This window comes from Aliirhizobium sp. YIM B11859, from assembly GCF_057163345.1.
This window is the reverse complement of sequence record NZ_JBXHAY010000001.1, coordinates 697,095-722,432: the sequence shown is the minus strand read 5'-3', so window position 1 is coordinate 722,432 and position 25,338 is coordinate 697,095. Positions and strand designations below refer to the sequence as shown.

Sequence of the window (25,338 nt, the reverse complement as noted above, 5' to 3'; positions counted from 1 at the left end):
CATCACGAACCAGAACGAGACGATCACCAGCCGAGATGTCCAGTCCCTGAGGTCCTCGATCTCGGGTGATTGACTGCGGCAACAGACAAGGGGAACAACCATGGCCACAGTGATCAAGAACGGAACCATCGTCACCGCCGACCTGACCTACAAGGCGGATGTGAAGATCGATGGCGGCAGGATCGTCGAGATCGGCCCGGACCTTGTCGCCGACGAGGTTCTGGACGCCACCGGCTGTTATGTCATGCCGGGCGGCATCGATCCGCATGTCCATCTCGAAATGCCCTTCATGGGCACCTATTCCGCCGATGATTTCGACAGTGGCACGCGGGCAGCACTCGCCGGCGGCACGACCATGGTGGTTGATTTCTGTCTGCCTGATCCCGGCCAGTCGATGCTCGACGCCCTGAAGCGCTGGGACAACAAGGCGACCCGCGCCCATTGCGATTATTCCTTCCACATGGCCGTCACCTGGTGGGGCGAGCAGGTCTTCAACGAGATGCAGACCGTCGTTCAGGAAAAGGGCATCAACAGCTTCAAGCATTTCATGGCCTACAAGGGCTCGCTGATGGTCAATGACGACGAGATGTTCGCCTCGTTTTCCCGCTGCGCCGAGCTTGGCGCGCTTCCCCTCGTCCATGCCGAAAATGGCGATATCGTCGCTTCCATGCAGCAGAAGCTGATGGATGAAGGCAATGACGGCCCGGAAGCGCACGCCTATTCGAGGCCCGCGTCGGTCGAGGGCGAAGCGACCAACCGTGCCATCATCATCGCCGACATGGCGGGCGTGCCGCTTTATGTCGTCCACACATCCTGCGAACAGGCGCATGAGGCGATCCGAAGGGCGCGCCAGAACGGCATGCGGGTCTATGGCGAACCGCTGATCCAGCACCTGACGCTCGATGAAAGCGAATATTTCGACAAGAACTGGGATCATTCCGCCCGCCGCGTCATGTCCCCTCCGTTCCGCAACAAGCAGCATCAGGATTCACTCTGGGCCGGCCTTGCAGCCGGTTCGCTGCAATGTGTCGCGACCGACCACTGTGCCTTTACCACCGACCAGAAGCGTTACGGCCTCGGCGATTTCCGCAAGATCCCGAACGGCACCGGCGGACTGGAAGACCGCCTGCCGATGCTTTGGACCTATGGCGTCGCGACCGGCCGCATCACCATGAACGAATTCGTCGCCGTCACCTCCACCAACATCGCCAAGATCCTGAACCTCTATCCGAGGAAAGGCGCCATCCTCGTCGGCGCCGATGCCGATCTCGTAGTGCTCGACCCGAAGAAGTCGAAGACCATCTCGGCGAAAACCCAGCAGTCGGCGATCGATTACAACGTCTTCGAAGGCAAGCAGGTGACCGGCCTGCCGCGTTACACCTTGTCGCGCGGCGCAGTCGTTGTCGAGGACGGCACGCTGAAGAGCCGCGAGGGCCACGGCCAGTTCGTCGCCCGCGAGCCCTATCCTGCCGTATCCAAGGCACTCTCCACCTGGAAGGAACTGACGGCACCGCGCAAGGTCGAAAGGTCCGGCATCCCGGCGAGTGGCGTGTGATGAAAAACATCCTCCTCGCGATCTCCATCGGGCTTGCCGCCGCATCGGCCCACGCCGAAGGCTTTCTTGACGGCGCCTATGGCACCAAGAGCGGCTGCATCTACGCAAAGACCGGAGTTTCCTCCGGCGATGACGATTTTTTCCTGCTGAATGATGAAGGCATCACCACCGCTGTTGCGACCTGCGATTTCCACGGCAGCGCCACCAGTACCGCCACCGGATTTACCGTCCGTGCCGAATGTGAGGCCGATGGCGAAGCGGGATCGGAAGACGACGCGACCCTCACCAGATCCGCCAAAGGCTACACCGTCAGTTTTCCCGACGGAACGAAATGGGGTCCTTATCCGAAATGCAAATAGCAGCCCAAGCAGCACCCGGATCATCGCAGACAGAAGAACCACAACGTTTTTCCGTTGTTTCCGCCAGGAAACTCGGCCTTACCTTCGAGACCAATGACGGCCCGGTCCACGCGCTGTCCGATGTCGATCTGGACGTGAAAAAGGGGGATTTCGTCTCCTTTATCGGCCCGTCCGGCTGCGGCAAGACGACATTCCTGCGCGTCATCGCCGATCTGGAAAACGCCACGTCCGGCGAGATTACCGTCAACGGCATGACGCCGGAAAATGCCCGGAAATCCCGCTCCTACGGTTATGTGTTCCAGGCGCCGGCGCTTTATCCCTGGCGCACGATCGAAAAGAACATCGCACTACCGCTGGAGATCATGAATTACACCGCAGCCGAACGGAAGGAACGCATCGAACGCACGCTCGATCTCGTCAACCTTGCAAGCTTCGGCAAGAAATATCCCTGGCAGCTGTCCGGCGGCATGCAGCAGCGCGCCTCGATTGCCCGCGCGCTCGCCTTCGATGCCGATCTGCTTTTGATGGACGAACCCTTCGGCGCACTCGACGAAATCGTCCGCGACCACCTGAACGAACAGCTTCTGAAGCTCTGGGCACGGACGCAGAAGACCATCTGCTTCGTCACCCATTCCATTCCCGAGGCCGTCTACCTGTCGACCAAGATCGTCGTCATGTCGCCCCGCCCAGGCCGGGTGACCGACGTGATCGAATCGACCCTTCCCAAGGACCGCCCGCTCGAAATCCGCGAGACGCCGGAATTCCTGGCGATCGCGCATCGGGTTCGGGAAGGCCTGAGGGCGGGGCATAGTTATGAGGAATAGCGGCATGCAATGGCCCCTCACCCTAACCCTCTCCCCGCGAGCGGGGAGAGGGAACGTGCCGCACGCGCCGTTTGAGATGGATGGAGACGGCGCGGCATATCCCTTCTCCCCGTCAGGACGGGGAGAAGGTGGCGGCAGCCGGATGAGGGGCATCCGCCAGAGGCTAAGCCCATGAGCCCCGTCTTCCTCCTTTGGCTCGCAGCCGCCATGGCGACCTTCCTTGCGGCCGCAACGGCATCGCGTGCCTATATCGCCTCCAGCAACATGTTTCTGCTCATCCTGTCGCTCGCGCTTTATTGCATCGGCAACCTGATGATGGTGAAGCTGATGCGTGAGGGCGGGCTCGGCCTTGCAATCTCCGCATCGGCCATAGCACAACTGCTGCTGATCAATGTCATTGCGTTTGCCGTCTTCGGCGAGCGGCTGAGTTCGACACAGCTCGCCGGCGTCGGTCTCGGCGTTGCCGCCATGATCCTGATGTTGTTTCCGGTCGGAGCCAAAAGCTGATGCGGCAGGAAAAACTCTTCCAGCATCGGATCATCCCCGTTGCCGTCATCGTGCTTTTCATCGTCATGGTCTGGTATGTCGGCGCTTATTTCATGAACGCCCCGTTCCAGCGCGATCTGGACCGGCGCGCCAACGTCACCTCGACGGAAGTCGAGTTTTTCGAAAAGACCATGTCGCAGCCGAAGCCGACGCTTCCTGCCCCCCATCAGGTGGCAAAAAACGTCTTCGAAAACACCTTCCTGCGCAGCATCACGTCCAACCGCAGCCTCGTCTACCATGCCTGGGTGACGCTTACGTCGACGGCCGTCGGTTTCACCCTCGGCACGCTTCTCGGCATTCTCATCGCGGTCGGCATCGTCCATGTCAGATCACTCGAACGCAGCCTGATGCCGTGGATCATCGCCTCGCAGATGGTGCCGGTTCTCGCCATCGCGCCGATGGTCATCGTCGTGCTGGGCGCCGTCAACATCACCGGGCTTTTGCCGAAGGCGCTGATCTCCACCTATCTCTCCTTCTTTCCAGTCGCCGTCGGCATGGTGAAGGGGCTGCGCTCGCCGGAACTGATCCAGCTCGACCTGATGCGCACCTATCATGCCAGCGACGCCCAGACCTTCTGGAAGCTGCGGGTACCGGCCTCCGTCCCCTTCCTGTTCACCTCGATGAAGGTGGCGATCGCCGCCAGCCTGGTCGGCGCGATCGTCGGCGAATTGCCGACCGGGGCTGTCGCCGGCATCGGCTCCAAATTGCTCGCCGGTGCCTATTACAGCCAGACGATCGACATCTGGGCCGCGCTGATTGCCGGTTCCGTGCTGGCTGCCCTGCTGGTCGCGATCGTAGCACTTGCCGGCAGACTCGTCGAAGCCGCCATGGGTACAAAACCGCGGAGGCAGGCATGAGCATCCTGACGCGCCCTTGGCAATCCTGGCTGGCGCTGGTTTTTGCACTGACCGCGCTGGCGACCTTTCCGCTCGGCATCTCGCAAATCCCGGTCCCTTATGTTCCTGTGCGGATGTTTTCGGTCTTCGTGCTGGCAATCGGTGGTGCCATCGCCTCCCTGTTACCGCTTCCGAACCTCTTCCTGGCTGTCATGCTGTTTATCTGCAGCCATCTTTCCACCGGGCTTCTTCTCTCCCGGCTGGCGGGCAACGAGGGCAGTGGATCACCGGCCTTCTTCCTCGTACTCGCTGCAGACTGGCTGCTCGCCTGCCGTTGCGTCACCATCCTGTCGGCTTACCGGTTGCGCTCAAGGGTCGCGGACGGCCTGCTGCGCCTCATCATTCCGGCAATCTTCGGCGCATGGATCCTCATCCTCTGGGAGGCAGTGACACGCGGGCTCGGCATCCCCTTCATCATCCTGCCACCACCATCGGCCATCGGCATCCGCCTCGTCGCCTCGATCCCGACCCTCTGGGCAGACGTCCAGCAGACCGTCTTCAAGGCCGTCATCTTCGGTTATGTCGTTGGTTGTGCCGCGGGTTTCGCCGTCGCCATCCTTGCCGATCGGGTCGCCTTTTTCCGCCGCGGGCTTTTGCCCATCGCCAACCTGATGTCGGCTCTGCCGATCATCGGCGTCGCGCCGATCATGGTCATGTGGTTCGGTTTCGACTGGCAGTCCAAGGCGGCAGTCGTCATCGTCATGACCTTTTTCCCGATGCTGGTGAACACGATTGCCGGGCTGAATGCGGCAGGATCGATGGAACGTGACCTGATGCGGTCCTATGCGTCGGACTACTGGCAGACGCTGATGAAGCTGCGCCTTCCCGCCGCCATGCCCTTCATCTTCAACGCCTTGAAGATCAATTCGACGCTTGCCCTGATCGGCGCCATCGTCGCGGAATTTTTCGGCACCCCGATCGTCGGCATGGGCTTTCGCATCTCCACCGAGATCGGCCGCATGAATGTCGATATGGTCTGGGCCGAAATCGCGGTTGCGGCGCTGGTCGGTTCTGTCTTTTATGGTGTGGTGGCGCTTGGCGAGAGAGCGACAACATTCTGGCATCCGTCTAACCGTGGGGGTTAGACGCAACGAACCGCCCGCGTAACATCGACAGGGCGGAGGAGAGAGGGTAACGGCAATGAAAAAGATCATGAAGGCCAAGATCACGAAGGCATTGATGGCAGGGGCGATCCTGGGCACCGCCTCGCTTGCCGGCGCGCAGGCAATGGCTGCCGACAAGCTGACGCTGCAGCTGAAATGGGTGGCCCAGGGCCAGTTCGGCGGCTATTTCGTCGCCAAGGACAAGGGTTTCTACGAGGCGGAAGGTCTCGACGTGACGATCAAGCCGGGCGGCCCGGATATCGCTCCCGAACAGGTCATCGCCGGCGGCGGTGCAGACGTCATCGTCGACTGGATGGGCGGTGCTTTGGTCGCCCGCGAAAAGGGTGTGCCGCTGGTCAACATCGCCCAGCCGTTCCAGAAATCCGGACTCGAAATGATTTGCCCCAAGGACGGGCCGATCAAGACCGAAGCCGATTTCAAGGGCAAAACGCTCGGCGTCTGGTTCTTCGGCAACGAATATCCGTTCTTCGCCTGGATGAACAAGCTCGGCCTCAAGACCGAAGGCGGCGCCGACGGCGTCACCGTCCTGAAGCAGAGCTTTGACGTGCAGCCGCTGGTGCAGAAACAGGCAAACTGCATTTCCGTCATGACCTATAACGAATACTGGCAGGCAATCGATGCCGGTTTCAAGGCGGAAGACCTCGTTGTCTTCAACTATACCAAGCTCGGCAACGATCTTCTGGAAGACGGCCTCTACGCGCTCGACACCAAGCTCAAGGATGCGAAGTTCAAGGAGAACATGGTCAAGTTCGTCCGTGCCTCGATGAAGGGCTGGAAATACGCCATCGAAAACCCGGATGAAGCCGCCGAAATCGTCATGGACAATGGCGGTCAGGACGAAAACCACCAGAAGCGGATGATGGGCGAGGTCGCCAAGCTGATCGGCGACGGCAAGCTCGACATGGCGACCTATGACCGCACGGTGAAGGCGCTGACCGACCAGAAGATCATCAGCAAGGCACCGGAAGGCGCCTATACGGCCGATATCACCAGCGCCGCGCTGAAATAATCGAGCAACAAACATCACCGATACTTCCCATGCCCGGCGTTTTCGTCGGGCATTTTTTTGCCATCAGAGCGTGCCATTCCATCGACGGAAAGGCGGATTGATCACGCGATGGCGAACACGTAAAAGTAGCCGCGACGGCGCCATCGATTTTCGACTTTCGCGTAACCGCGATGTCGGATGCCGCCTTCGTCCCGCGTCATACGGGGAGGACGTATGATGACGGGCGCCGATGGTCGGCGTGCTTCTTCCCTCGCAATATTGGATGTGTTGCATGCCGCATAACCTGTCGAAGTCGATCCCCGCCCTGGTTGCGTTCACGTTTCTGACCGTCGCGACATCCGCCAGCGCGCAGGACGCGACGGCTCCCGCCGCCACGGAACCGAAACTGCCGGCCATCGTCGTGACGGAAGCGACCACAAGACCGCTGACCGACCGGGTGATTGCAACAGGCACGATCCGGCCGATCGACGAGGTTTATGTCCAGCCGCTGGTCGAAGGCCTTTCCGTCAAGGCGCTGAACGTCGATGTTGCCGACGAGGTTACGGCCGATGAGGTTCTCGCCACCCTGAACGACGATGCCCTCGTCCTGCAGAAAAGCCAGTATCAGGCCAACAAGGCCAAGGCCGAAGCCTCGGTTGCCCAGTATCAGGCCCAGGTCGTCGAAGCCGAGGCCAATCTCGACGATGCCGTCAAGCAGCGCGACCGCACCCAGAAGCTGAACCAGAGCGGCACCAGCACCGCGTCCCAGCTGGAACAGGCCAATGCCCAGGTCGATGTCGCCCGGGCTCGCCTGAATGCCGCCCGGCAGGCCGTCGCCGTCGGACAATCCGACGTTCATGTCATCGAGGCGCAGATGGCGGATGTCGACCTGCAGCTTGCCCGCACCGGCGTCAAGGCACCGGTCGCCGGCATCATCTCTGCCAAGAACGCCAAGGTCGGCGCCATCGCTTCGGGCAACGGCGACCCATTGTTCACCATCATCAAGAATGGCGCCATTGAACTGGTTGCCGACATCTCGGAATCCGACATCCAGAAAGCCAGGATCGGCCAGAAGGCCGTCGTCACCGTGGCTGGCGCACGCCGCGAGATCGAGGGCCGCGTAAGGCTTGTCTCGCCGACCGTCGACCAGACCACACGCCTCGGCCTCGTCCATATCGAAATCAGTGCAGACAGTGGTGCGCGTGCAGGCATGTATGGCCGTGCGGCAATCGTCGTCGAACAGACGGATGGGCTGGCGCTGCCCTTGTCGGCGGTAACGACCGGACGCGAAGGATCCACCGCCCGCAAGATCGAAGAGGGTATCGTCAGGCAGGTCAAGGTCGAGACCGGTTTCCAGGATGGTGGTTTTATCCAGATCGTCAGTGGGCTTCAGGCCGGCGACGTCGTTGTCGCCAAGGCCGGCGCCTTCGTCCGCGACGGCGACCACATTGCGCCCGTACCGGATAAACAGGCCTCGGCCAAGGCTCCGGAGGTTTCCCAATGAATTTCTCCGCCTGGTCGATCCGCAACCCGATCGCCCCGCTGCTTGCCTTCGCGCTGCTGCTTTTCGTCGGCATCCAGGCCTTTTATGCGCTGCCCATCACCCGTTTCCCCAATATCGACGTCCCCGTCGTTTCGGTTACGGTGACCCAGAGCGGCGCCTCGCCGGCCGAACTCGAAATGCAGGTGACCAAGGAGATCGAGGATGCCGTCGCCTCGATCAGCGGCATCGATGAAATCCAGTCGACCGTCACCGATGGCCAGTCGCTGACCACGGTCGTGTTCCGCATCGAAAAGCCGACCGAAGAGGCCGTGCAGGATACCAAGGATCAGATCGACAAGATCCGCAGCGATCTTCCCGCCGGCATCGAGGAACCGATCGTCACCAAGGTGGATGTCGAAGGTCAGGCGATCCAGACATTTGCCGTCTCCTCTCCGGACATGACGCTGGAAGAACTGTCCTGGTTCGTCGACGACACGATCAAGCGCGATCTTCAGGGCAAGCCGGGCATCGGCCGTATCGACCGTTACGGCGGCGCCGACCGGGAAGTACGCGTCTCGCTCAATGCCGCAAAGCTCGATGCCTATGGCATCACGGCCGCCGACGTGAATACACAAATCAAGGGCACCAATGTCGATCTCGGCTCCGGCCGCGGCCAGGTGGCCGGCAACGAGCAGACCATCCGCACGCTGGGCGACGCCCGCAATGTCCAGCAACTGGCCGATACCAGCATCGCTCTGTCGAACGGCCGTTTCGTCAAGCTGTCCGAACTCGGCCGGGTGACCGATACCTATGAAGAGCAGAAATCCTTCTCGCGCTTCAACGGCATGCCGACCGTGACCTTTGCCGTTTTCCGCGCCAAGGGGGCAAGCGAGGTCTCGGTCGCAGAGACAGTGGCACAGAGCCTCGACGGCATCCGCAACGCCCATCAGGACGTCTCGATCCAGATGGTCGACGACAGCGTCTATTTCACCTACGGCAATTACGAAGCCGCCCTCCATACGCTGATGGAAGGTTCGCTGCTTGCCGTCATCGTCGTGTTCCTGTTTTTGCGAAACTGGCGCGCCACGCTGATTGCAGCCGTCGCCCTACCGCTGTCGGCGATCCCGACATTCTGGATCATGAACATGATGGGGTTCTCGCTGAACCTCGTCTCCTTCCTGGCGCTGACGCTTGCGACCGGCATTCTCGTCGATGACGCGATCGTCGAGATCGAAAACATCGCCCGCCATATCAAGATGGGCAAGACGCCTTACCGCGCAGCCCTCGAAGCGGCAGACGAGATCGGTCTTGCGGTGATCGCCACCAGCTTCACCATCATCGCCGTCTTCGTGCCTGTTTCCTTCATGCCGGGCATTCCGGGCCAGTATTTCATCCAGTTCGGTCTGACCGTTGCCTTTTCTGTGTTTTTCTCGCTGGCGGTCGCACGCCTGATAACGCCGTTGATGGCCGCCTATCTGATGCGCGCCGAAGACGCGATGGACGATCACCACGACAATGACGGCCCGTTGATGAAGGCCTATACCCGTCTCGTCACCGCCACGACGCGCAAATGGTACTGGCGTTATACAACGATGCTGGCCGCCATCGCCTTCCTTGCCGGTTCGCTTTTCCTGCTGAGCAAGGTTCCGGGCTCCTTCCTGCCGCCGGATGATTCCTCCCGTGTCGTGCTGTCGCTCGAACTGCCGCCGAATGCCACGCTGGAGGAAACCGACGCCACCAGCACGAAAGTCTATGAGGCGGTAAAAAATATCGATGGCGTCGAAAGCGTCTTCACACTCGGCGGCGCATCGCCCAAGGGTGATCTCGAACTGCGCCGCGCCACCGTGCGCGTCATCCTGCAGAATATCGACCATTCGCTGTTGAAGACATTGGTCAACAAGGGCCTTGGCTCGATCCCGCTGATCGGCGACCTCTTGCCGAAACTGCCCGAACACGGCCGCACGCGACCGCAATGGGACGTGGAAAAGGATATCTTCGCCGCCGTCCATGCCATTCCCGACGTGCGTATTTCCAAGGTCAACGACCGCGCCGAACGCGAACTGTCATTCAACTTCCTCTCCTCCAGCGAGGACGACCTGAACGACGCCATCGGCCTTTTGGAATCCAGGCTGCGCGCCTCCTCGATCCTTGCCAATGTCTCATCGGAAGGCGCCCTGCCCCGGCCGGAACTGCAGATCAGGCCGCGCATGGCGGAAGCCTCCAGGCTCGGCATCACCCCGCAGCAGATTTCCGAAACCGTCCGCGTTGCGACGATCGGCGATATCGACGCCAATCTGGCAAAGATCTCGCTCGACAGCCGGCAGATCCCGATCCGCGTCCAGACCTCGCTCGACGTGCGCCGCGACCTGCAGGCGATCCGCAATCTCAAGGTAAAGACCTCTTCCGGCACGATGGTGCCGCTCTACAGCGTCGCCGATATCGACTATTCGGAAGGTCCAAGCTCGATCAAGCGCAACGACCGCAACCGCGTCGTTTCGATCGGCTCCGATGTGCCCTTCGGCACCGCGCTCGATACGTCGAGCGCCGAATTCAAGCGCATCGTCGATGAAACCAAACTGCCCCCGACGGTAAGGCTCGCCGAGAGCGGCGATGCCAAGGTCCAAGCAGAGATGACCCAGAGTTTCGGCAATGCCATGCTGATGGGTCTGCTGCTGGTGCTCGTGGTTCTGATCCTGCTGTTCAAGGATGTCATCCAGCCCTTCACCATCCTCTTCTCGCTGCCGCTTGCGATCGGCGGCGTGGCCGTCGCTCTGATCGTTACCCAGAATGCGCTCTCCATGCCGGTCCTGATCGGCATCCTAATGCTGATGGGCATCGTCACCAAAAACGCCATCCTGCTGGTCGACTTCGCCATCGAGATGAAACGGCACGGACTGGAGCGGGTACATGCCATGGTCGAGGCAGGCCGCAAGCGCGCCCGGCCGATCATCATGACCTCGATCGCCATGTCGGCCGGCATGCTGCCATCGGCGATGGGCGTCGGCGAAGGCGGTTCCTTCCGCGCACCGATGGCGATCGCCGTGATCGGCGGCATTATCGTCTCGACCGTGCTGTCGCTGCTCGTCGTTCCATCCTTCTTCCTGATCATGGACGATCTGTCGCGGCTTCTCGGGCGCATCTTCGGCCGCTTCGTCGGCGCCAGGGAAGATGAGGACCTGATCTCGTCGGATGAGGTCGCGCGCCAGACACGCCGTCATGGCCGCGCCCTATCGGAACTGGAACAGCGTCTGGATCGGCTGGAAAAGGACGAAAATTCAGCAACTTCCGGTAGCCAATCAGGATTGCAGTCAGATGCCCAGGCCGGTCACCGCGTCATGCGTCTGCCGCCAATGGCCGCCGAATGACGCCAAGAGGCGCCGCCCGCGGCGTCTCGTCCACACCTGAAAAACCCGGCAAAATATGAAACCCGGGTTGATCGGTATCAAATCCATCCGCCCTCCAGACGCTATCTTGTTCCCGTGGATGTCAATCAACGGCCGCAGCAAGAAAGAGATGGCGAGATGAACAGCAGCCTGAAACTCAGCAATCGAGACCGGGCAGTGCTCATGAAAGCACCGTTTCTGGCGGGGCTGGGCAACGCTGCCCTGATCCGCCTGATGCAGACAATGACGATCAGCACGGTCCCGGCCCGCAAGTTCGTCATGCGGGAAGGCGAAAATGCCGACGCATTTTATTGCGTCCTGAGCGGTTATGTCCGGCTCTTCCGCTTGAGCCGCGAAGGACGCGAAGCCGATATCATGGTCTGCGCACCGGGCGATACGTTTGCCGAATGCCTTCTGTTCAGCGATGGCATCTATCGCTGCAATGCACAGACGGCCGAGCCCGCGACGATTGCCCGCTTCGACATGCAGGCGGTGCGCGATCTTGCCCAGCAGGATCCGGAAATCGCCAAGGCGCTGATTTCCGCCGTATCCCGGCATCTGCTCGGCACGATGGATTGCATCGCCAACGACCGCCTGTTCACCGCACCGCAGAGGGTGGCAAACTACATCCTCAGCCGTTGCCCGACGGATGGTAGCTCGGCATCGATCCGCCTGCCTTTCCAGAAGAGCCTGCTGGCCGGCATGCTGGGTCTCGCACCCGAAGCGTTGTCGCGGGCATTTTCCAGTCTGCGCCGGGTGGGCGTCACGGTTCGCGGACGTATCATCCAGGTCGGTGATGTTCAGGCATTGAGGAATATCTAGGCTCGAAGGCGCGCGAGACGACGCAGCCTTCAGAGCATGCCTGTTGCCACAGGGGTGTCCGGCGACAGGCGAGGCCGGCGGTCAAAAAACCGCCGGCCTTTCTTTTTTCAGCATTAATGGATGGTCGGTGAAAGAGTTATAGCCCGCCTTGCCGCTTCAAAAACTCGACAATATGCCCGACGCCATCGCCGCGCTTCAGGTCGGTGAACACATGCGGCTTCATCTCGCGCATGCGCGACGCATCCCGGTCCATCACATCCATGTCGACGCCGACATAGGGCGCCAGATCCTTCTTGTTGATCACCAGCAGGTCCGAGCGGGTAATGCCCGGCCCGCCTTTTCGTGGGATTTCCTCGCCCTGACAGGTGGAGATCACATAGATGGTGATATCGGCAAGATCCGGCGAGAAGGTTGCCGCCAGATTGTCGCCGCCCGATTCGATGAAGACGACGTCGAGATCCGGAATCCGCTCGTTCAGTCCGGCGATCGCCTGAAGATTGATCGTTGCGTCCTCGCGGATCGCTGTATGCGGGCAGCCGCCGGTCTCCACGCCGACGATACGGTCCGACGACAGCGCCTGCATGCGCACCAGCGCCTCGGCATCTTCCTTCGTGTAGATGTCGTTGGTGACGACCGCGACGGAAAATTCGTCCCGCATCGCCTTGCAGAGCTTTTCGGTCAGATGGGTCTTGCCGGACCCGACAGGACCGCCAATGCCCACACGCAAAGGTCCGTTTGCCGATTTCATGGAAATGTCCTTTCGATATGCTGGAGCGACAATAATGCGGCGGGATATCGACGCAATCGGAAACTGGGCGATCGCGATCGCGCCCGCCATTCGACGGCCCCCCCTTCCCCTCCCCGCGAACGCGGCATTTATTATCTAAACTTCCCCGACGAAGTATAATTAAACATATCTGTAGAAAACATTCGGCCCAGATTGTGGTAGCCGGATAAGACCGTCATAATACGTATTGTAGTTGTGTTTCATTATCGCATGCTGAGACTTACCTGAACTGGTAAACGGGGAAATCAGAATGGATTATCAGGCGACTGCATTTACGTATGACGTATTCGAACAGGAACACGATTGCCAGAAGGCGGCCAAAGCGGCCCTTTCCAGCATGCTGAAAATGCTGGAAACCTACGGCTTTGATCGGCGCGAAATGGTTCTGTCGCTGGCGGACGCGATCGACGACCAGATCCTCTTCATCGCGCAGGAACCGTGACGACGGCAATCGGCGCCCTGCCTCTGAGGCAAGCGCGAACTCGCTCAATTGCGTGCAGCGTTTCTGCGGGAAAAACACACGACAACATGCCGGCTTAGAGCGTGAGGAGCGGATCCGACGGGTCCTTCACGCGCTTTTTCCAGGTTGACCCTGATAGGGCAGTTCAGGACCGGAACAGCCGGGAATGTTGCGTCTCGTGTCGAAGCGAGGCGATCTCGGCCTGGACCGCTGCGCCGCCCAGATCGTCAAGCGATGTGGTGGCCGCCCGGGCAGCGATGTCTTCCGCCAACGCTTCCAGCGCCGCGAGGACCGCCACGCCTTCTGCCTGACCCGCGACGCTCAGGCGGATGCCTGCCGAAATGGCCTGCGAAAATGCGGCATGGAGATAGGCTGCAAGCGCCTGGGCCAGCGGTACGCCATGTGCCGCAGCCAACGCCCCGACCGCCACCGGAAAAGGCAGGTCTTTCGGCAGGCGCTCCAGCACCGGATGCGGCCAGGCGCAAGCCGCCACGACAAAGGCCTTTCCAAGCGATAGCGTCTCGGCAAATCGCTCCGCAGACCCGGCGAGCGAAAGACCAAGCTCGGCAACATCGCCAAGCGCAAGGTCATCGTCGGCTCGCCGCCAGGCCTCGGCAAACAGCACCGCATCATTCCAGAGCGATCCGTTGCGGACAAGCGTCGAAAGCCAGGCCTGAAGGTCCGGGGCTCCTTTGACAAGCCCGTCTGCAACGGCCCGCTCTATCCCCCCCGACCAGGCAAAACCGCCGATCGGAAAGGCCGGCGAAAGCCAGGCCATCAGCCGCAGCAATGCCTTTGTGTCCAGTGGTTTTTCCGTAGCGTCATTCACCGCCGCGCCGGCCGGCATCCCCTCTTCGGTCATGCGCACTCAGTCGTGGTCATGACGGCCATGGTTGTGCCCATGTGCGTGATCGTCGTGGCCGTGATCATGCCCGTGCGAATGCCCGGCATGACTATCGTGCGAACCATGCGCGTGATAGGCGCCGCGCGCCGGCTGGAACGGTTCCTCGATATCCGCAACCGTTGCCCCCAATCCCTGCAGCATCGACCGGATGACGTGATCGCGCAGGATCAGGATGCGGCCCTCTTCGATCTGCGCCGGCAGATGGCGGTTGCCGAGATGCCATGCAAGCTCGATCAAGTGAAGTGTATCGCGGGCCGTCACTTCGAACAGTTTTTCCGCCGCCGCCTGCACCTCGACCGTGTCACCATTGTCGAGCACCAGCCGGTCGCCATTATGGAAGAGCACGGCTTCCTTGAGATCGAGCATCACCATCTCGCCATTCGACAGATGCAGCAGCTTGCGGCGCAGGTGGCGCAGGTCGTGCGGCAGGCTGACGATATCGATCGGCGGGTCGCTGATCTCGCCGGCAGGACGGTATGAATGGATATGCTGCATGATGGTAACCCGTTGAACGGCAAAATCTTATGCCATCATTGCCAATGGTGGCGCGGCACACAAGCCCTAAAGCAACTCCAGCAAAAGTGGGAACCGGTTTTGCATCCGGAATTGCGCAGAAACAAAGAGATGGAGCGGTTTCGCGTTTCGAGGAAAGGCGGAAATGCTTTAGTTGTACCCGGGCAGCAAAAAGCCCGGCAGATGACCGGGCTTTTTCAGATGACAGGTCAGAATATCGCGGCTTATTCGGCAGCGATCTTCATGCCCTTGAGGTTTTCGAGAATGTTCTGCGGCGAGGACGCACCGTAAGGATCGCTCTCGCAATTGTCGGAATAACCTTCTTCCTCGAACCACTGCTCGACGACGCCATTGTTGACGATCGCCGCATAACGCCAGGAGCGCATGCCGAAGCCGAGATTGTCCTTGGCAACGAGCATGCCCATCTTGCGGGTAAACTCGCCCGAACCATCCGGGATCACCGTGACGTTTTCGAGGTTCTGGCTCTTGGCCCAGGCATTCATGACGAAGGCGTCATTGACCGACATGCAATAGATGGCATCGATGCCTTCTGCCTGGAATTCAGCAAACAGCTTTTCGAAGTCCGGCAGCTGGAATGTCGAGCAGGTCGGCGTAAACGCGCCCGGCAGCGAGAACAAGACGACGCGCTTGCCGCCGAAATAATCGGCCGAGGTGACGTCCTGCCAACGGAAAGGGTTCGGGCCACCGACGGCCTCGTCGCGTACGCGGGTGCGGAATGTGACTTGGGGAACCTTTTTGCCCAGCATGACGATCTCCTTGAGAAATGAACATTTGCCCCGTCCCGGAGCAGATGAGAACTTCTCTAAAGTGATTTTCACCGCAGTGCAGCAATCTTCTTGAAAAAATGCCGCAGCGCAAAGCTGATATTCACAGGAAGCATTGCTTGGGGATGGCGGCCGGTATGGCAGGGGCAGATCGCTTAGGGTCAACGCATTCTGTTGCTTTGTCCATCTACCCGCATGGGGCATGGCTATTGGTCGATGGCTTTCAGCCACGCTCCCTGCTCGACCAGCTGTCTCCCATATCGGCAAAACCTGCGTAATCTCAGATCAGAATGTACTAGTCATTAGAGGTGGGGTTATTGGGACTGAATTTTTACCAATAGTTAAATTAACACCTATGCATATTACGGCGATCTGTTTATGAATTTTATTGTTGAATTTTTCGCGTTATTATTACGGTTGAGAAAATAAAATATGCAGCCTATGGTGCAGTATACGTCAGTATTGATGCTCTTCTTGTTAGCGTTGCTTGTATCGCGAAAAAGCAATCTCACAGCTCAATTATCCCCATCAAGAATTGGATTTATTGATGGGTTACGCGGCTACCTCGCTCTGGCCGTTGTTTGCTCGCACTTTCCACACGCAGTATCATTTGCCGCCTACGGTACGTGGGACACGTCGAAAATATTCGCAATCCAAAGTCTTGGCGCGATTGCCGTCACCTGCTTCTTCATGATTACGGGCATGCTTTTCTATCGCCGCGTTGTTCTCGACACTCGTAAAGTCGATTGGATCGGATTGTACCGCGGACGCTTATACAGGCTCCTGCCAGCATACCTGTTGGCGGTATGTTGCGTCGTGATCATAGCGAGTGTTGTGACCCGAAGGCTCCCAGACGCGGATCTTGTGACACTCAAGGCATTAATTGCATGGCTGTTCTTTACCCTGCCTGGCCCGAGAAAAATCAACGAATACATAGGCACGAGTCACATAGTTGCAGGTGTGACTTGGACGCTCTGTTACGAGTGGCTCTTCTACGCGTGTTTGCCTATCGTTTGGGCTACGCTTGGACGCTGCAAGAGACCAACAGTCAGAATTAGCCTAATCGTCCTAGCGATCTTCGTGGCTTATGGAGCGCCAAATGTATCTTTCGGCTACCTCTCATCGCATACCACTGCGATTTTCCTCTTTGGCATGCTTACTGCCGAGATCATCGAACAGAAATGGTTTTCTGGCCTATCAGGCAGCCGTGGCGGCATAGCTGGCTTCGCCTGCCTATTCGCCAGTCTTTGGTTTGAAAATTATTCGCTGAGCCAGGTTATCTGCGTCTTTGGATTTTTCATCACGGTCGCTTTGGGCAACAGCTACTGGGGTTGCCTGCGAAGACCTGAGGCCGTCACGCTAGGCGACGCCAGCTATTCGATTTACCTGTATCATGGCATAGTTTTGTTTGTTGCTACTCAAGCTAGCATCTCTAGCGGGTACATTCAGTCACCGACTTTAATATGGCTGCTCCTGCCGGTGGTTGGCGCGATAACTGTTGCCGTATCGATTGTAACGTATTCGATGATTGAAAGACCATTTATCGAATACGTCAGAGGCAAGAAAACCCAGAGCTTTGCTCAGCCAGCCCTATGAGATTTTCAGCTTTACCGCCGTGGCATCAAGAATAAAGCACCGCTAAGCTATTCCGCATTCAACTGATGCTTTGAAAAGGATTCTCCACTCATTCGAAATGAGGATGCTGATATTCTCTCTTTTTTAAAATAAGCAATCACTCTCCCTCTCGAGATGGAGATAGGCCCAGCAACCTCGACCGAGCGGTTTCAATCATTTCTCTTTTTCATCGCAGCCATATCTGCGCGTAACTAAGTCATTACGCTCGGCGTCCGCGGCACGAGGTGGCGTTATCGGCGAGGCAGGATCGGCAATCAAGAACCGCAGCAATGTAGCGCGGTCATCTCAATTGAAGAGATCGAGCGATATCGCAAGCGTTTGCGGCAATGGGTTCCACAGGCCGGTGCGCAGACCTGCGGCACGTAATACCTTCGCCGTCCAGGTATTGCAGCCGACCATGGCATTGAACGCGCCATGCGCCTCAAAGAACTGGTCATAGGCGCCGTAACCGGCATCCGGGATCACCACCACATCGTCCCCCTCCCTGACGAAGCTCGCCTGGATGAACTCCGACATGTGCTGGAATTCGTCCGGTCTCAGATCGACGACTTTCACCGCCGGATGAGCCTCGTCTATATCACCCGCAACATCGACATGCATGACGGACCGGTCGATTGTCAGCGCCCGAACCACCGGCATCGGTTTCAGATCCGCCCAGGTCGGCGTTTCGAGATAGAAGGCCCGCCCTCCCCAGCCGATCACCGCCCATTTTGCCGCCGGATCATCGATTGGAATGCCGAACCGGACAAGGAAGGCGTAGGCCTTCCGTGTCTCCGGCGTCAGCGGGATGGCGATATCCGTATGGATCGGGTTGGACAGGACAAGGATGCGGCGCATATCTGTGCCATCAGCCACAGCTTCTGGCGCATATAAGGGCCGCGGGATCAGCGTTCCCGCGGCAACGGCCACGAAAAGGAGAAAGACGAGGATCAGAAGCCAGCGCGCGGCGGCCTTCATTCTCCTGTTTCCAGAGCCCCGCTCATCAAAACAGGAAATACCGCTGCGCCATCGGCAGCACGGTCGCCGGCTGGCAGGTCAGAAGTTCGCCATCGGCGCGCACTTCGTAGGTTTCCGGGTCGACTTCCACATGCGGTGTTGCCGAATTGTGGATCATCGAGGCCTTGGAAATCCCGCCGCGGACATTCCTCACCGCCACCAGCTTCTTGGCGACGCCGAGCTTGTGCACGATGCCCGCATCGAGCGAGGCTTGGCTGACGAAGGTGACCGAGGAATTGGTCCGAAGCTTGCCATAGGCGGCAAACATCGGCCGGTAATGCATCGGCTGCGGCGTCGGGATCGAGGCATTCGGATCCCCCATCGGAGCCGCAGCGATCGAGCCGCCGAGCAGCACCATTTCCGGCTTCACGCCGAAGAAGGCCGGGCTCCACAACACCAGATCGGCGCGTTTTCCGACCTCGACAGAGCCGATCTCATGGCTGACCCCGTGCGCGATCGCCGGGTTGATCGTGTATTTGGCGATATAACGTTTGACGCGGAAATTGTCGTTGTCGCCTGTTTCCTGGGCGAGCTGGCCGCGCTGACGCTTCATCTTGTCGGCCGTCTGCCATGTGCGGATCGCAACTTCGCCGACGCGGCCCATCGCCTGGCTGTCCGACGAGATGATCGAGAAGGCACCGATATCATGAAGAATGTCTTCCGCCGCAATCGTCTCCTTGCGGATCCGGCTTTCGGCGAATGCGATGTCTTCGGGAATGGAGGACGACAGGTGGTGGCAGACCATCAGCATGTCGAGATGTTCGGCGAGCGTATTGATTGTATAGGGCCGCGTCGGGTTGGTCGACGACGGGATGACATTGGGATTGCCACAGACCTTGATGATGTCCGGCGCATGGCCACCGCCCGCCCCTTCCGTATGGAAGGCATGGATGGTGCGGCCCCTGATGGCGGCAACCGTGTCTTCGACAAAACCGCTTTCGTTCAGCGTATCGGTATGGATCATCACCTGCACGTCGTATTCGTCGGCAACGGTCAGGCAGTTGTCGATGGCAGCCGGCGTCGTGCCCCAGTCCTCGTGCAGCTTCAAGGACGATGCACCCGCGAGGATCATCTCTTCGAGCGGCGCGGGCAGCGAGGCATTGCCCTTGCCGGCAAGCGCCAGGTTCATCGGAAAGGCGTCAAAGCTTTCGATCATCCGCTCGATATGCCACGCACCGGTGCAGGTGGTGGCAAGCGTGCCATGCGCCGGGCCGGAGCCGCCGCCGAGCATGGTGGTGACGCCGCTCATCAGCGCTTCCTCGATCTGCTGCGGGCAGATGAAGTGGATATGGGCATCCATGCCGCCGGCCGTGAGGATCTTGCCCTCGCCCGCGATTGCTTCCGTCGACGGGCCGACGATGATGGTCACACCCGGCTGCGTATCCGGATTGCCGGCCTTGCCGATCGCGTGGATACGGCCATCCTTCAGGCCGACATCGGCTTTGTAGATGCCGGAGTGATCGACGATCAGCGCATTGGTGATGACGGTATCGACGGCACCCTCGGCGCGTGTCGCCTGGCTCTGGCCCATGCCGTCGCGGATCACCTTGCCGCCGCCGAATTTCACCTCTTCGCCATAGGTGGTGAAATCGCGCTCCACCTCGATGAACAGTTCGGTATCGGCCAGCCGCACCTTGTCGCCGGTGGTCGGACCGAACATCGAGGCATAGGCGGCACGGGACATCTTGTAGGACATGGTCTACCTCAACGGTTCGGGCATTCGGGTTCGAACAATTTCAACGGAACGCCGGCAGGCGAGCCGCAATCACATCATAGTATCGACAAGTGCCTTCAATTCGGCGGTGCGCTTGCGCGTCAGGTCTGCCTGACAGGTCGAAATCAGCATCGGCTCCATCGATCCGCCGCGAGCCTGATAACCGACGGAAACACATTGCGCGTCGCGATAGGAAAGCCAGGCCCGCTGCGCCTTGACCAGCGCGTCTTCGCCGCCGTTCAAATCCACCGTCGCGGCATCGGCATCCCGCGCCTTCAACACCTTGCGCGTCGCCTGATATTGCAGGTTCAGCGCCTTGTCGGCTTCGGTCAGATCCTGGCCCGCACAGATGGTCATCTCGGTCTGGGTATTCGGTGCCTTGCAGTCCGCCTTCGGTTCGTCACCCGAGGCAGGCCCGTCGACAAGCAGCACGCATCCACACAACATCGGCAAAAGAGCGAATTTCAGCATGGCCTTCTCCCTCGACGCCTCAGGCCGCCGCGCCGTCGTGGTGATGCGACGTCAGCGCTCTCGGATCGACACCTTCAAGGCAATTGACATTGATGGCGGCCATAACGGCGCCATCCGGAGACGATCCATAGGCAAAGCTCTCAATGCCACAGGTCCTGCAGAACAGATGCTGCAGCTTTTTTGTGTTGAACCGGTATTCGGTCAGATTGTCCTCGCCGGATTTCAACGTAAACGCATCGCGCGGTGCAAAGGCCAGCACAATGCCGAGCCGCTGGCAGCGCGAGCAATTGCAGGTGATGGTCCGCTCAAGATCGGCATCGACCTCGTAGGACACCGCCCCGCACTGGCAGCTTCCGAGATAATGGGCGACCGCCATCTCAGAGCGCTCCCATGATCTTCTGCTGGAAACCGTAGACGCGGCGGTCGCCCGAAAGCGGGATCAGCGTCACCGAGCGCTTCTGGCCGGGCTCGAACCGCACGGCGGTGCCGGCCGGAATATCGAGCCGCATGCCGCGCGCCTTGTCGCGATCGAAGGCAAGGCCATTATTGGTCTCGAAGAAATGGTAATGACTGCCCACCTGCACCGGCCGGTCACCGGTATTGGAAACCTCGATCGAAATTGTCGGGGCTCCGGCATTGAGTTCGATTTCACCTTTTGCGGCAATGACTTCACCGGGTATCATGGTCCATCTCCTCAGGCGCTTAAAGCGATTTGTGGCTTGCAGCCCTCGGCTTTCAGGACGCGGATCGTCGAAGCCGGATTGTTGACCAGCGCAGCCGCCGGACGAACCGGACGGCGCACCAGCTCACCGCTGCAATTCGGGCAGATGCCGGAAAGCACATCGGTCGCGCAATCGACGCAATAGGTGCATTCGAACGTGCATATCATCGCCTCGCGGCTGTCGGGGGCGAGATCCTTGTCGCAGCATTCGCAGTTCGGGCGGAGTTCCAGCGCCATGGTCTTCTCCTCAGCGGATCGGTTCGTGGACGGTGACGAGCTTGGTCCCGTCAGGAAAGGTTGCCTCCACCTGCACGTCGTGGATCATCTCCGGAATACCTTCCATCACCTGGTCGCGGGAAACGACATGTGCACCGCTCTCCATCAGGTCAGCGACCGAACGGCCGTCGCGCGCACCCTCGACCACATAATCGGTGATCAGCGCGATCGCTTCGGGATAGTTCAGCTTCACGCCGCGCTCCAGTCGACGGCGGGCGACCATCGCAGCCATGGAAATCAGCAGCTTGTCTTTTTCGCGTGGTGTGAGGTTCATGGGTTTCCCGCAGATAAATTCTTGAAAGCCGGCAAATCAGATATGCCAGACTTTCGGCACTGGCGCGCCGTTACGCAATACGGAAATTGCCGGTACCAGGATTTTTCTCAGGTCAAACCCCGTCGGCGCGGCGATGCGGGCAATCAGTTTGCCGTTCCAGTAGCTGGCGCCACCAGTGTTGCCGAGGCATTCCCGAAGCCGGGGCAGCATCGCTTCGCTCAAAGGGCCTGTATGGAAAAGCGTCGCGAAGGCGACCTGGCCGGACAGAACGGCCGCCGCCTGGGTCATCCGCTCGATCTCGCCTTCGAAACGCAGCTCCTCCGCATGGATCAGCCGGCCGTTGCGGCGCACCCGCCAGCGATCTCGGAAGAAACCGCGATTGACGGCCTCGCCCATCGCCTTGCGGCCGAGAAGCACCGCTTCGACGGCAAGGAATTCGGAGGTTTCGGCAAGATCGACATCCAGCCGGCGACTGAGTGACGCCTGGTCGAAAACGATGGTTTCCTGGGGGAGCCAGTGAACCGAGGCATTGTCGCCGACAGTGATGTCGGTGGAGACCGAGGCCGTATCATCGGCGGCCTTGTAGATCTTCTCGTTTGCCTGGGTGGTGATCGACAGTCTGGTGGAAGGCGCAGCGGCGACGGACCAATCGATCACGTCGCCGCCCGTCAGTCCCCCTGACGTGTTGATGAGGATCGCCTCCATTTCAGGCGAGAAGGTTTCCGGAAGCCGTATTTTTGCGCAGCCTTCCTGGTAGAATTGGTCGAGCTTGGTCTGCCCGGCCAGAAGCTTGGTTACAAGGCGTCCTGAACCCCTTGCCCGCTGCGGCGCATAATGTTCGGCTGGGAGCTGCTGCACGGCATACCTTCGATTGCTGCTTGCGATGCGCAGTCAGAAGCAACGGACGTGCCAGACTTCGCAACGGAGGCCGATGACTTGGCCGGCGCCGCGATCGCGACGACATCCGTCGAGTCAGCCTTGGCGAAGAAGTCCCACATCCGGAAGGCCGGATCAACATTGCTGTCGAAAGTCGGCTTGGCAGGTGCAATGGCTGCAACCTTGGTAACGCCGGCGGCACCATCCTTGGCGGCGGCCATCACCGCTTGTTTTGCGGCAATCGGCTTCGGCCAGTCATGCGTACCGTTGGCAAACACATAGGATGCGATGCGGGCACCGTTCTTGCAGGTTCCGTAGATACTGAACGTCACGTCGTCGACGGTCTTGGGATCGTCATTGCCCTTGCAGCCGTCGAGATCGCTCCAGCGCTGGATCGCGACCTTGAAACCATATTGCCAATAGGCACTGCCGCCGCCCGCATAGGGGTTCTGGGCGTCCTTGATGCCGGCAAATGCCATGATCGAGATCGGCTTGACCGGGCTGCAATTGGCCTTGTCCGGCCCCCATTTGCCATCCGCCTCGACCGGACGGCCGGCACGCAGCGAGTTGACGAAGCCGGCACCGGCAAAGCCTTCCCCGCCGGAGCAGAGATAGGCCGACAGCATCCGCCCGCCGCCGGAATAACCGGAGCCGAAGATGCGGTTCGGATCGACGCAGAAATCGTCCTTCACCTCATCGACCGCTTCGCGGATGAAGGAAATCTCGTCGAGACCGCCCTGCGCACCGGTCGGGATGATCGTCTTGGCGACGGCGACATATGGCACGTTCCAGGCGAAGGTACCCGGTGTCTTGCCCGGCAGGCTGCCCTGCAGCGCCACCGCGATGAAACCGTTCTTTTCGGCAACCTTGTCCCAGGACGAGCGGTTGAACTGCCCGTCCGGATTGCTGTTGCTGCCGTGGAAATCGAATACGACCGGCACCTTGTCGCGACCCGTATAGGAGGACGGCACATAATAGACCGCTTGGCGTTGAACGCCATCCGCGTCGATCGTCATCGCGTGACGGCCAGGCTCGATCGACTGGCCACATCCGGCAAAAGCAGCGCCGGCGGCCAGGAAAAACGCCCCAGTCGCGGTCAGGCGAACAAGAGCGGAGCGGGAACGGTTACCAGGGATGCATGCAAAGACCATCAGCGCCTCATCATGGGGTGCGGGTTGTCATAGGATGTTCGGAGATGTCGTTCATCTGCGGTTCATCTAACACAACTGCCCGGCCATGGAAACGCCTCCGGCGAATAGAAGCCATGCAAACATTCACCATTAAACAGTTAGATGCCGCCGCGCTTCTGCCGTATCCAAAGTCTCCGCCGGCCCCTCGTGAACGATCTCGCCACGGTCCATGATATAGACCTGATCGGCAAGCTCGCGGCAGAAATCGAGATACTGTTCGACCAGCAGGATCGCCATGCCGGTACTGTCGCGCAGATAACGGATCGCCCGGCCGATATCCTTGATGATCGACGGCTGGATCCCTTCGGTCGGCTCGTCAAGCACGAGAATCCGCGGCCGCGTCACCATCGCCCGGCCGATCGCAAGCTGCTGCTGCTGGCCGCCAGACAGGTCGCCGCCACGCCGGCCAAGCATCGATTTCAGCACCGGGAACAGCGAGAAAATTTCATCCGGAATGAACTTGTCCTTGCGCGCAAGCGGCGCATAACCGCTCTCGAGGTTTTCCTGAACGGTGAGCAGCGGAAAGATCTCGCGGCCCTGCGGCACATACCCGATCCCGTGCTTGGCGCGGGAATAAGGAGCAAGCCCGTTCAACACCTCGCCCTGAAAGCTGATCGTGCCGGCAGACACCGGATGCTGGCCGGTGACGGCTCTCAAGAGCGACGACTTGCCGACACCATTGCGGCCGAGCACACAGGTTATCTTGCCCATGTCGGCGGTGATCGACACCCCGCGCAAGGCCTGTGCGGCACCGTAGTGAAGATTGACGTTGTTGACTGTCAGCATGGCAGTTCTCTTTTCAATTTTTAGTACCCTTGCCTCGGCAGTCGTATCTGCCCCTCATCCGCCTGCCGGCACCTTCTCCCCCCAAGCGGGGCGAAGGACCTCTGCCGCACCCTCGCCGGCATCAGGTATGGCACTTCCCCTCGCCCGTTTACGGGGAGAGGGTTAGGGTGAGGGGCAAAGCCACAAACTCGGCAGCACTCACCATTCACCGCCCCAGATAATTCTCGATCACCTTCGGATCGCTCGACACGAAATCGATCGATCCTTCGGCAAGCACCGAACCTTCCGCCAGGCACGTCACCTTGACCCCGAGATCGCGGATGAAACCCATGTCGTGTTCGACGACGACCACCGAGCGGGTCTTGGCGATTTCCTTAAGCAGCACAGCCGTCTCCGCCGTTTCCGCATCGGTCATCCCGGCCACCGGCTCGTCGACCAGAAGCAGCTTCGGCTCCTGGGCGAGCAGCATGCCGATCTCCAGCCACTGTTTCTGCCCGTGCGAAAGATTGGCGGCATATTCCCGCGCCCGGTGGGTGAGCCGGATCGTCTCGAGGATTTCCTCGATCCGCGCCTTGTCCTCCTGCGTCAGCGTGTAGAACAAGGTGGCGAATACGCCGCGCGAGCGGTTGAGCGCCAGTTCCAGATTGTCCCAGACCGTATGGCTTTCGAACACGGTCGGTTTCTGGAATTTCCGGCCTATGCCGAGCTGGGCGATATCCGCCTCGTCCTTTTTGGTGAGATCGATCGTATCCTCGAAGATCACCCTTCCGCTATTGGGACGCGTCTTGCCGGTGATGATGTCCATCATCGTCGTCTTGCCCGCCCCGTTCGGGCCGATGATCGCCCGAAGCTCACCCGGTTCGACCACCAGCGACAACGAGTTGATCGCCTTGAACCCGTCGAAGGAGACCGAGACGTCCTCCAGATAGAGCAGGGTTTTCGTACGTGTTTCGGCAATCGTGTTCATCGT

At 59.8% G+C, this 25,338-nt stretch carries 27 protein-coding genes; 12 read left to right on the top strand and 15 right to left on the bottom strand.

Annotation, left to right across the window (positions count from 1 at the left end; translation table 11 throughout):
• Positions 1-100 precede the first annotated feature (100 nt).
• The 10 genes from hydA to AC2GXZ_RS03270 all read left to right on the top strand — a co-directional run bounded on the left by hydA (position 101) and on the right by AC2GXZ_RS03270 (position 11,980).
• Positions 101-1,555 carry a dihydropyrimidinase gene (hydA, locus tag AC2GXZ_RS03315; RefSeq protein ID WP_483757689.1) on the top strand — a complete coding sequence of 485 codons (1,455 nt, stop codon included), beginning with the start codon at positions 101-103 and terminating at the stop codon, positions 1,553-1,555.
• Positions 1,555-1,914 (top strand): hypothetical protein, encoded by a 360-nt coding sequence (locus AC2GXZ_RS03310; RefSeq protein ID WP_483757688.1) that lies wholly within the window; start codon positions 1,555-1,557, stop codon positions 1,912-1,914. The genes hydA and AC2GXZ_RS03310 overlap by 1 nt, the downstream gene beginning before the upstream one ends.
• Positions 1,905-2,738, top strand: coding sequence for an ABC transporter ATP-binding protein (locus AC2GXZ_RS03305; RefSeq protein WP_483757687.1), 834 nt, complete (start codon positions 1,905-1,907; stop codon positions 2,736-2,738). Before AC2GXZ_RS03310 ends, AC2GXZ_RS03305 begins: the two co-directional genes overlap by 10 nt.
• A gap of 171 nt (positions 2,739-2,909) precedes the next feature.
• Positions 2,910-3,245 carry a hypothetical protein gene (locus tag AC2GXZ_RS03300; RefSeq protein ID WP_483757686.1) on the top strand — a complete coding sequence of 112 codons (336 nt, stop codon included), beginning with the start codon at positions 2,910-2,912 and terminating at the stop codon, positions 3,243-3,245.
• Positions 3,245-4,141 (top strand): ABC transporter permease, encoded by an 897-nt coding sequence (locus AC2GXZ_RS03295; protein ID WP_483757685.1) that lies wholly within the window; start codon positions 3,245-3,247, stop codon positions 4,139-4,141. Before AC2GXZ_RS03300 ends, AC2GXZ_RS03295 begins: the two co-directional genes overlap by 1 nt.
• Positions 4,138-5,265 (top strand): ABC transporter permease, encoded by a 1,128-nt coding sequence (locus AC2GXZ_RS03290; RefSeq protein ID WP_483757684.1) that lies wholly within the window; start codon positions 4,138-4,140, stop codon positions 5,263-5,265. Before AC2GXZ_RS03295 ends, AC2GXZ_RS03290 begins: the two co-directional genes overlap by 4 nt.
• A gap of 94 nt (positions 5,266-5,359) precedes the next feature.
• Entirely contained in the window at positions 5,360-6,313 is a 954-nt protein-coding gene (locus AC2GXZ_RS03285; protein WP_483758252.1) for an ABC transporter substrate-binding protein, read from the top strand.
• 262 nt (positions 6,314-6,575) lie between these two features.
• Positions 6,576-7,796 (top strand): efflux RND transporter periplasmic adaptor subunit, encoded by a 1,221-nt coding sequence (locus tag AC2GXZ_RS03280; protein ID WP_483758251.1) that lies wholly within the window; start codon positions 6,576-6,578, stop codon positions 7,794-7,796.
• Positions 7,793-11,140: an efflux RND transporter permease subunit gene (locus tag AC2GXZ_RS03275; RefSeq protein WP_483757683.1), complete on the top strand. Its 3,348-nt coding sequence runs from the start codon at positions 7,793-7,795 to the stop codon at positions 11,138-11,140. Before AC2GXZ_RS03280 ends, AC2GXZ_RS03275 begins: the two co-directional genes overlap by 4 nt.
• Before the next feature lie 156 nt (positions 11,141-11,296).
• Positions 11,297-11,980 carry a Crp/Fnr family transcriptional regulator gene (locus AC2GXZ_RS03270; RefSeq protein WP_483757682.1) on the top strand — a complete coding sequence of 228 codons (684 nt, stop codon included), beginning with the start codon at positions 11,297-11,299 and terminating at the stop codon, positions 11,978-11,980.
• A 136-nt stretch (positions 11,981-12,116) separates the two neighbouring features.
• Here AC2GXZ_RS03270 and ureG read toward each other — a convergent pair whose 3' ends face one another.
• Positions 12,117-12,728: an urease accessory protein UreG gene (gene ureG / locus AC2GXZ_RS03265; protein WP_483757681.1), complete on the bottom strand. Its 612-nt coding sequence runs from the start codon at positions 12,726-12,728 to the stop codon at positions 12,117-12,119.
• A gap of 289 nt (positions 12,729-13,017) precedes the next feature.
• Between ureG and AC2GXZ_RS03260 the strand changes: the two genes are divergently transcribed.
• Positions 13,018-13,209, top strand: a complete 192-nt coding sequence (locus tag AC2GXZ_RS03260; protein WP_483757680.1) for a hypothetical protein — start codon at positions 13,018-13,020, stop codon at positions 13,207-13,209.
• Positions 13,210-13,372: 163 nt separating this feature from the next.
• Here the strand turns inward: AC2GXZ_RS03260 and AC2GXZ_RS03255 are convergent, their stop codons facing one another.
• The 3 genes from AC2GXZ_RS03255 to AC2GXZ_RS03245 form a co-directional block, all read right to left on the bottom strand.
• A complete protein-coding gene (locus AC2GXZ_RS03255; protein WP_483758250.1) occupies positions 13,373-14,074 on the bottom strand; it encodes an urease accessory protein UreF in 702 nt (233 codons plus the stop codon).
• Between the two features lie 21 nt (positions 14,075-14,095).
• Positions 14,096-14,626 (bottom strand): urease accessory protein UreE, encoded by a 531-nt coding sequence (gene ureE, locus AC2GXZ_RS03250; protein ID WP_483757679.1) that lies wholly within the window; start codon positions 14,624-14,626, stop codon positions 14,096-14,098.
• Positions 14,627-14,868: 242 nt separating this feature from the next.
• Positions 14,869-15,411, bottom strand: a complete 543-nt coding sequence (locus tag AC2GXZ_RS03245) for a redoxin family protein (protein WP_483757678.1) — start codon at positions 15,409-15,411, stop codon at positions 14,869-14,871.
• Between the two features lie 450 nt (positions 15,412-15,861).
• Here AC2GXZ_RS03245 and AC2GXZ_RS03240 point away from each other — a divergent pair, with 450 nt between their 5' ends.
• On the top strand, positions 15,862-17,025 hold the full coding sequence (locus AC2GXZ_RS03240; RefSeq protein WP_483757677.1) for an acyltransferase family protein: 1,164 nt from the start codon (positions 15,862-15,864) through the stop codon (positions 17,023-17,025).
• 324 nt (positions 17,026-17,349) lie between these two features.
• Here the strand turns inward: AC2GXZ_RS03240 and AC2GXZ_RS03235 are convergent, their stop codons facing one another.
• The 11 genes from AC2GXZ_RS03235 to urtD form a co-directional block, all read right to left on the bottom strand.
• Positions 17,350-18,021 (bottom strand): TIGR02117 family protein, encoded by a 672-nt coding sequence (locus AC2GXZ_RS03235; protein WP_483757676.1) that lies wholly within the window; start codon positions 18,019-18,021, stop codon positions 17,350-17,352.
• 25 nt (positions 18,022-18,046) lie between these two features.
• A complete protein-coding gene (gene ureC, locus AC2GXZ_RS03230) occupies positions 18,047-19,756 on the bottom strand; it encodes an urease subunit alpha (protein WP_483757675.1) in 1,710 nt (569 codons plus the stop codon).
• A gap of 69 nt (positions 19,757-19,825) precedes the next feature.
• Positions 19,826-20,245, bottom strand: coding sequence for a lysozyme inhibitor LprI family protein (locus AC2GXZ_RS03225; protein WP_483757674.1), 420 nt, complete (start codon positions 20,243-20,245; stop codon positions 19,826-19,828).
• Positions 20,246-20,264: 19 nt separating this feature from the next.
• Positions 20,265-20,621 (bottom strand): GFA family protein, encoded by a 357-nt coding sequence (locus AC2GXZ_RS03220; protein ID WP_483757673.1) that lies wholly within the window; start codon positions 20,619-20,621, stop codon positions 20,265-20,267.
• A gap of 1 nt (position 20,622) precedes the next feature.
• Complete coding sequence (locus tag AC2GXZ_RS03215; protein ID WP_483757672.1) at positions 20,623-20,928, bottom strand: urease subunit beta; 306 nt, start codon at positions 20,926-20,928, stop codon at positions 20,623-20,625.
• Positions 20,929-20,939: 11 nt separating this feature from the next.
• Entirely contained in the window at positions 20,940-21,203 is a 264-nt protein-coding gene (locus tag AC2GXZ_RS03210; protein WP_483757671.1) for a DUF1272 domain-containing protein, read from the bottom strand.
• A gap of 10 nt (positions 21,204-21,213) precedes the next feature.
• Positions 21,214-21,516: an urease subunit gamma gene (locus AC2GXZ_RS03205; protein WP_483757670.1), complete on the bottom strand. Its 303-nt coding sequence runs from the start codon at positions 21,514-21,516 to the stop codon at positions 21,214-21,216.
• 36 nt (positions 21,517-21,552) lie between these two features.
• On the bottom strand, positions 21,553-22,374 hold the full coding sequence (locus AC2GXZ_RS03200; protein WP_483757669.1) for an urease accessory protein UreD: 822 nt from the start codon (positions 22,372-22,374) through the stop codon (positions 21,553-21,555).
• Positions 22,311-23,543: a CE1 family esterase gene (locus AC2GXZ_RS03195; RefSeq protein WP_483757668.1), complete on the bottom strand. Its 1,233-nt coding sequence runs from the start codon at positions 23,541-23,543 to the stop codon at positions 22,311-22,313. The genes AC2GXZ_RS03200 and AC2GXZ_RS03195 overlap by 64 nt, the downstream gene beginning before the upstream one ends.
• Before the next feature lie 129 nt (positions 23,544-23,672).
• Positions 23,673-24,368 carry an urea ABC transporter ATP-binding subunit UrtE gene (urtE, locus tag AC2GXZ_RS03190; RefSeq protein ID WP_483757667.1) on the bottom strand — a complete coding sequence of 232 codons (696 nt, stop codon included), beginning with the start codon at positions 24,366-24,368 and terminating at the stop codon, positions 23,673-23,675.
• 205 nt (positions 24,369-24,573) lie between these two features.
• Positions 24,574-25,335, bottom strand: a complete 762-nt coding sequence (gene urtD / locus AC2GXZ_RS03185; RefSeq protein WP_483757666.1) for an urea ABC transporter ATP-binding protein UrtD — start codon at positions 25,333-25,335, stop codon at positions 24,574-24,576.
• Positions 25,336-25,338: the final 3 nt, after the last annotated feature.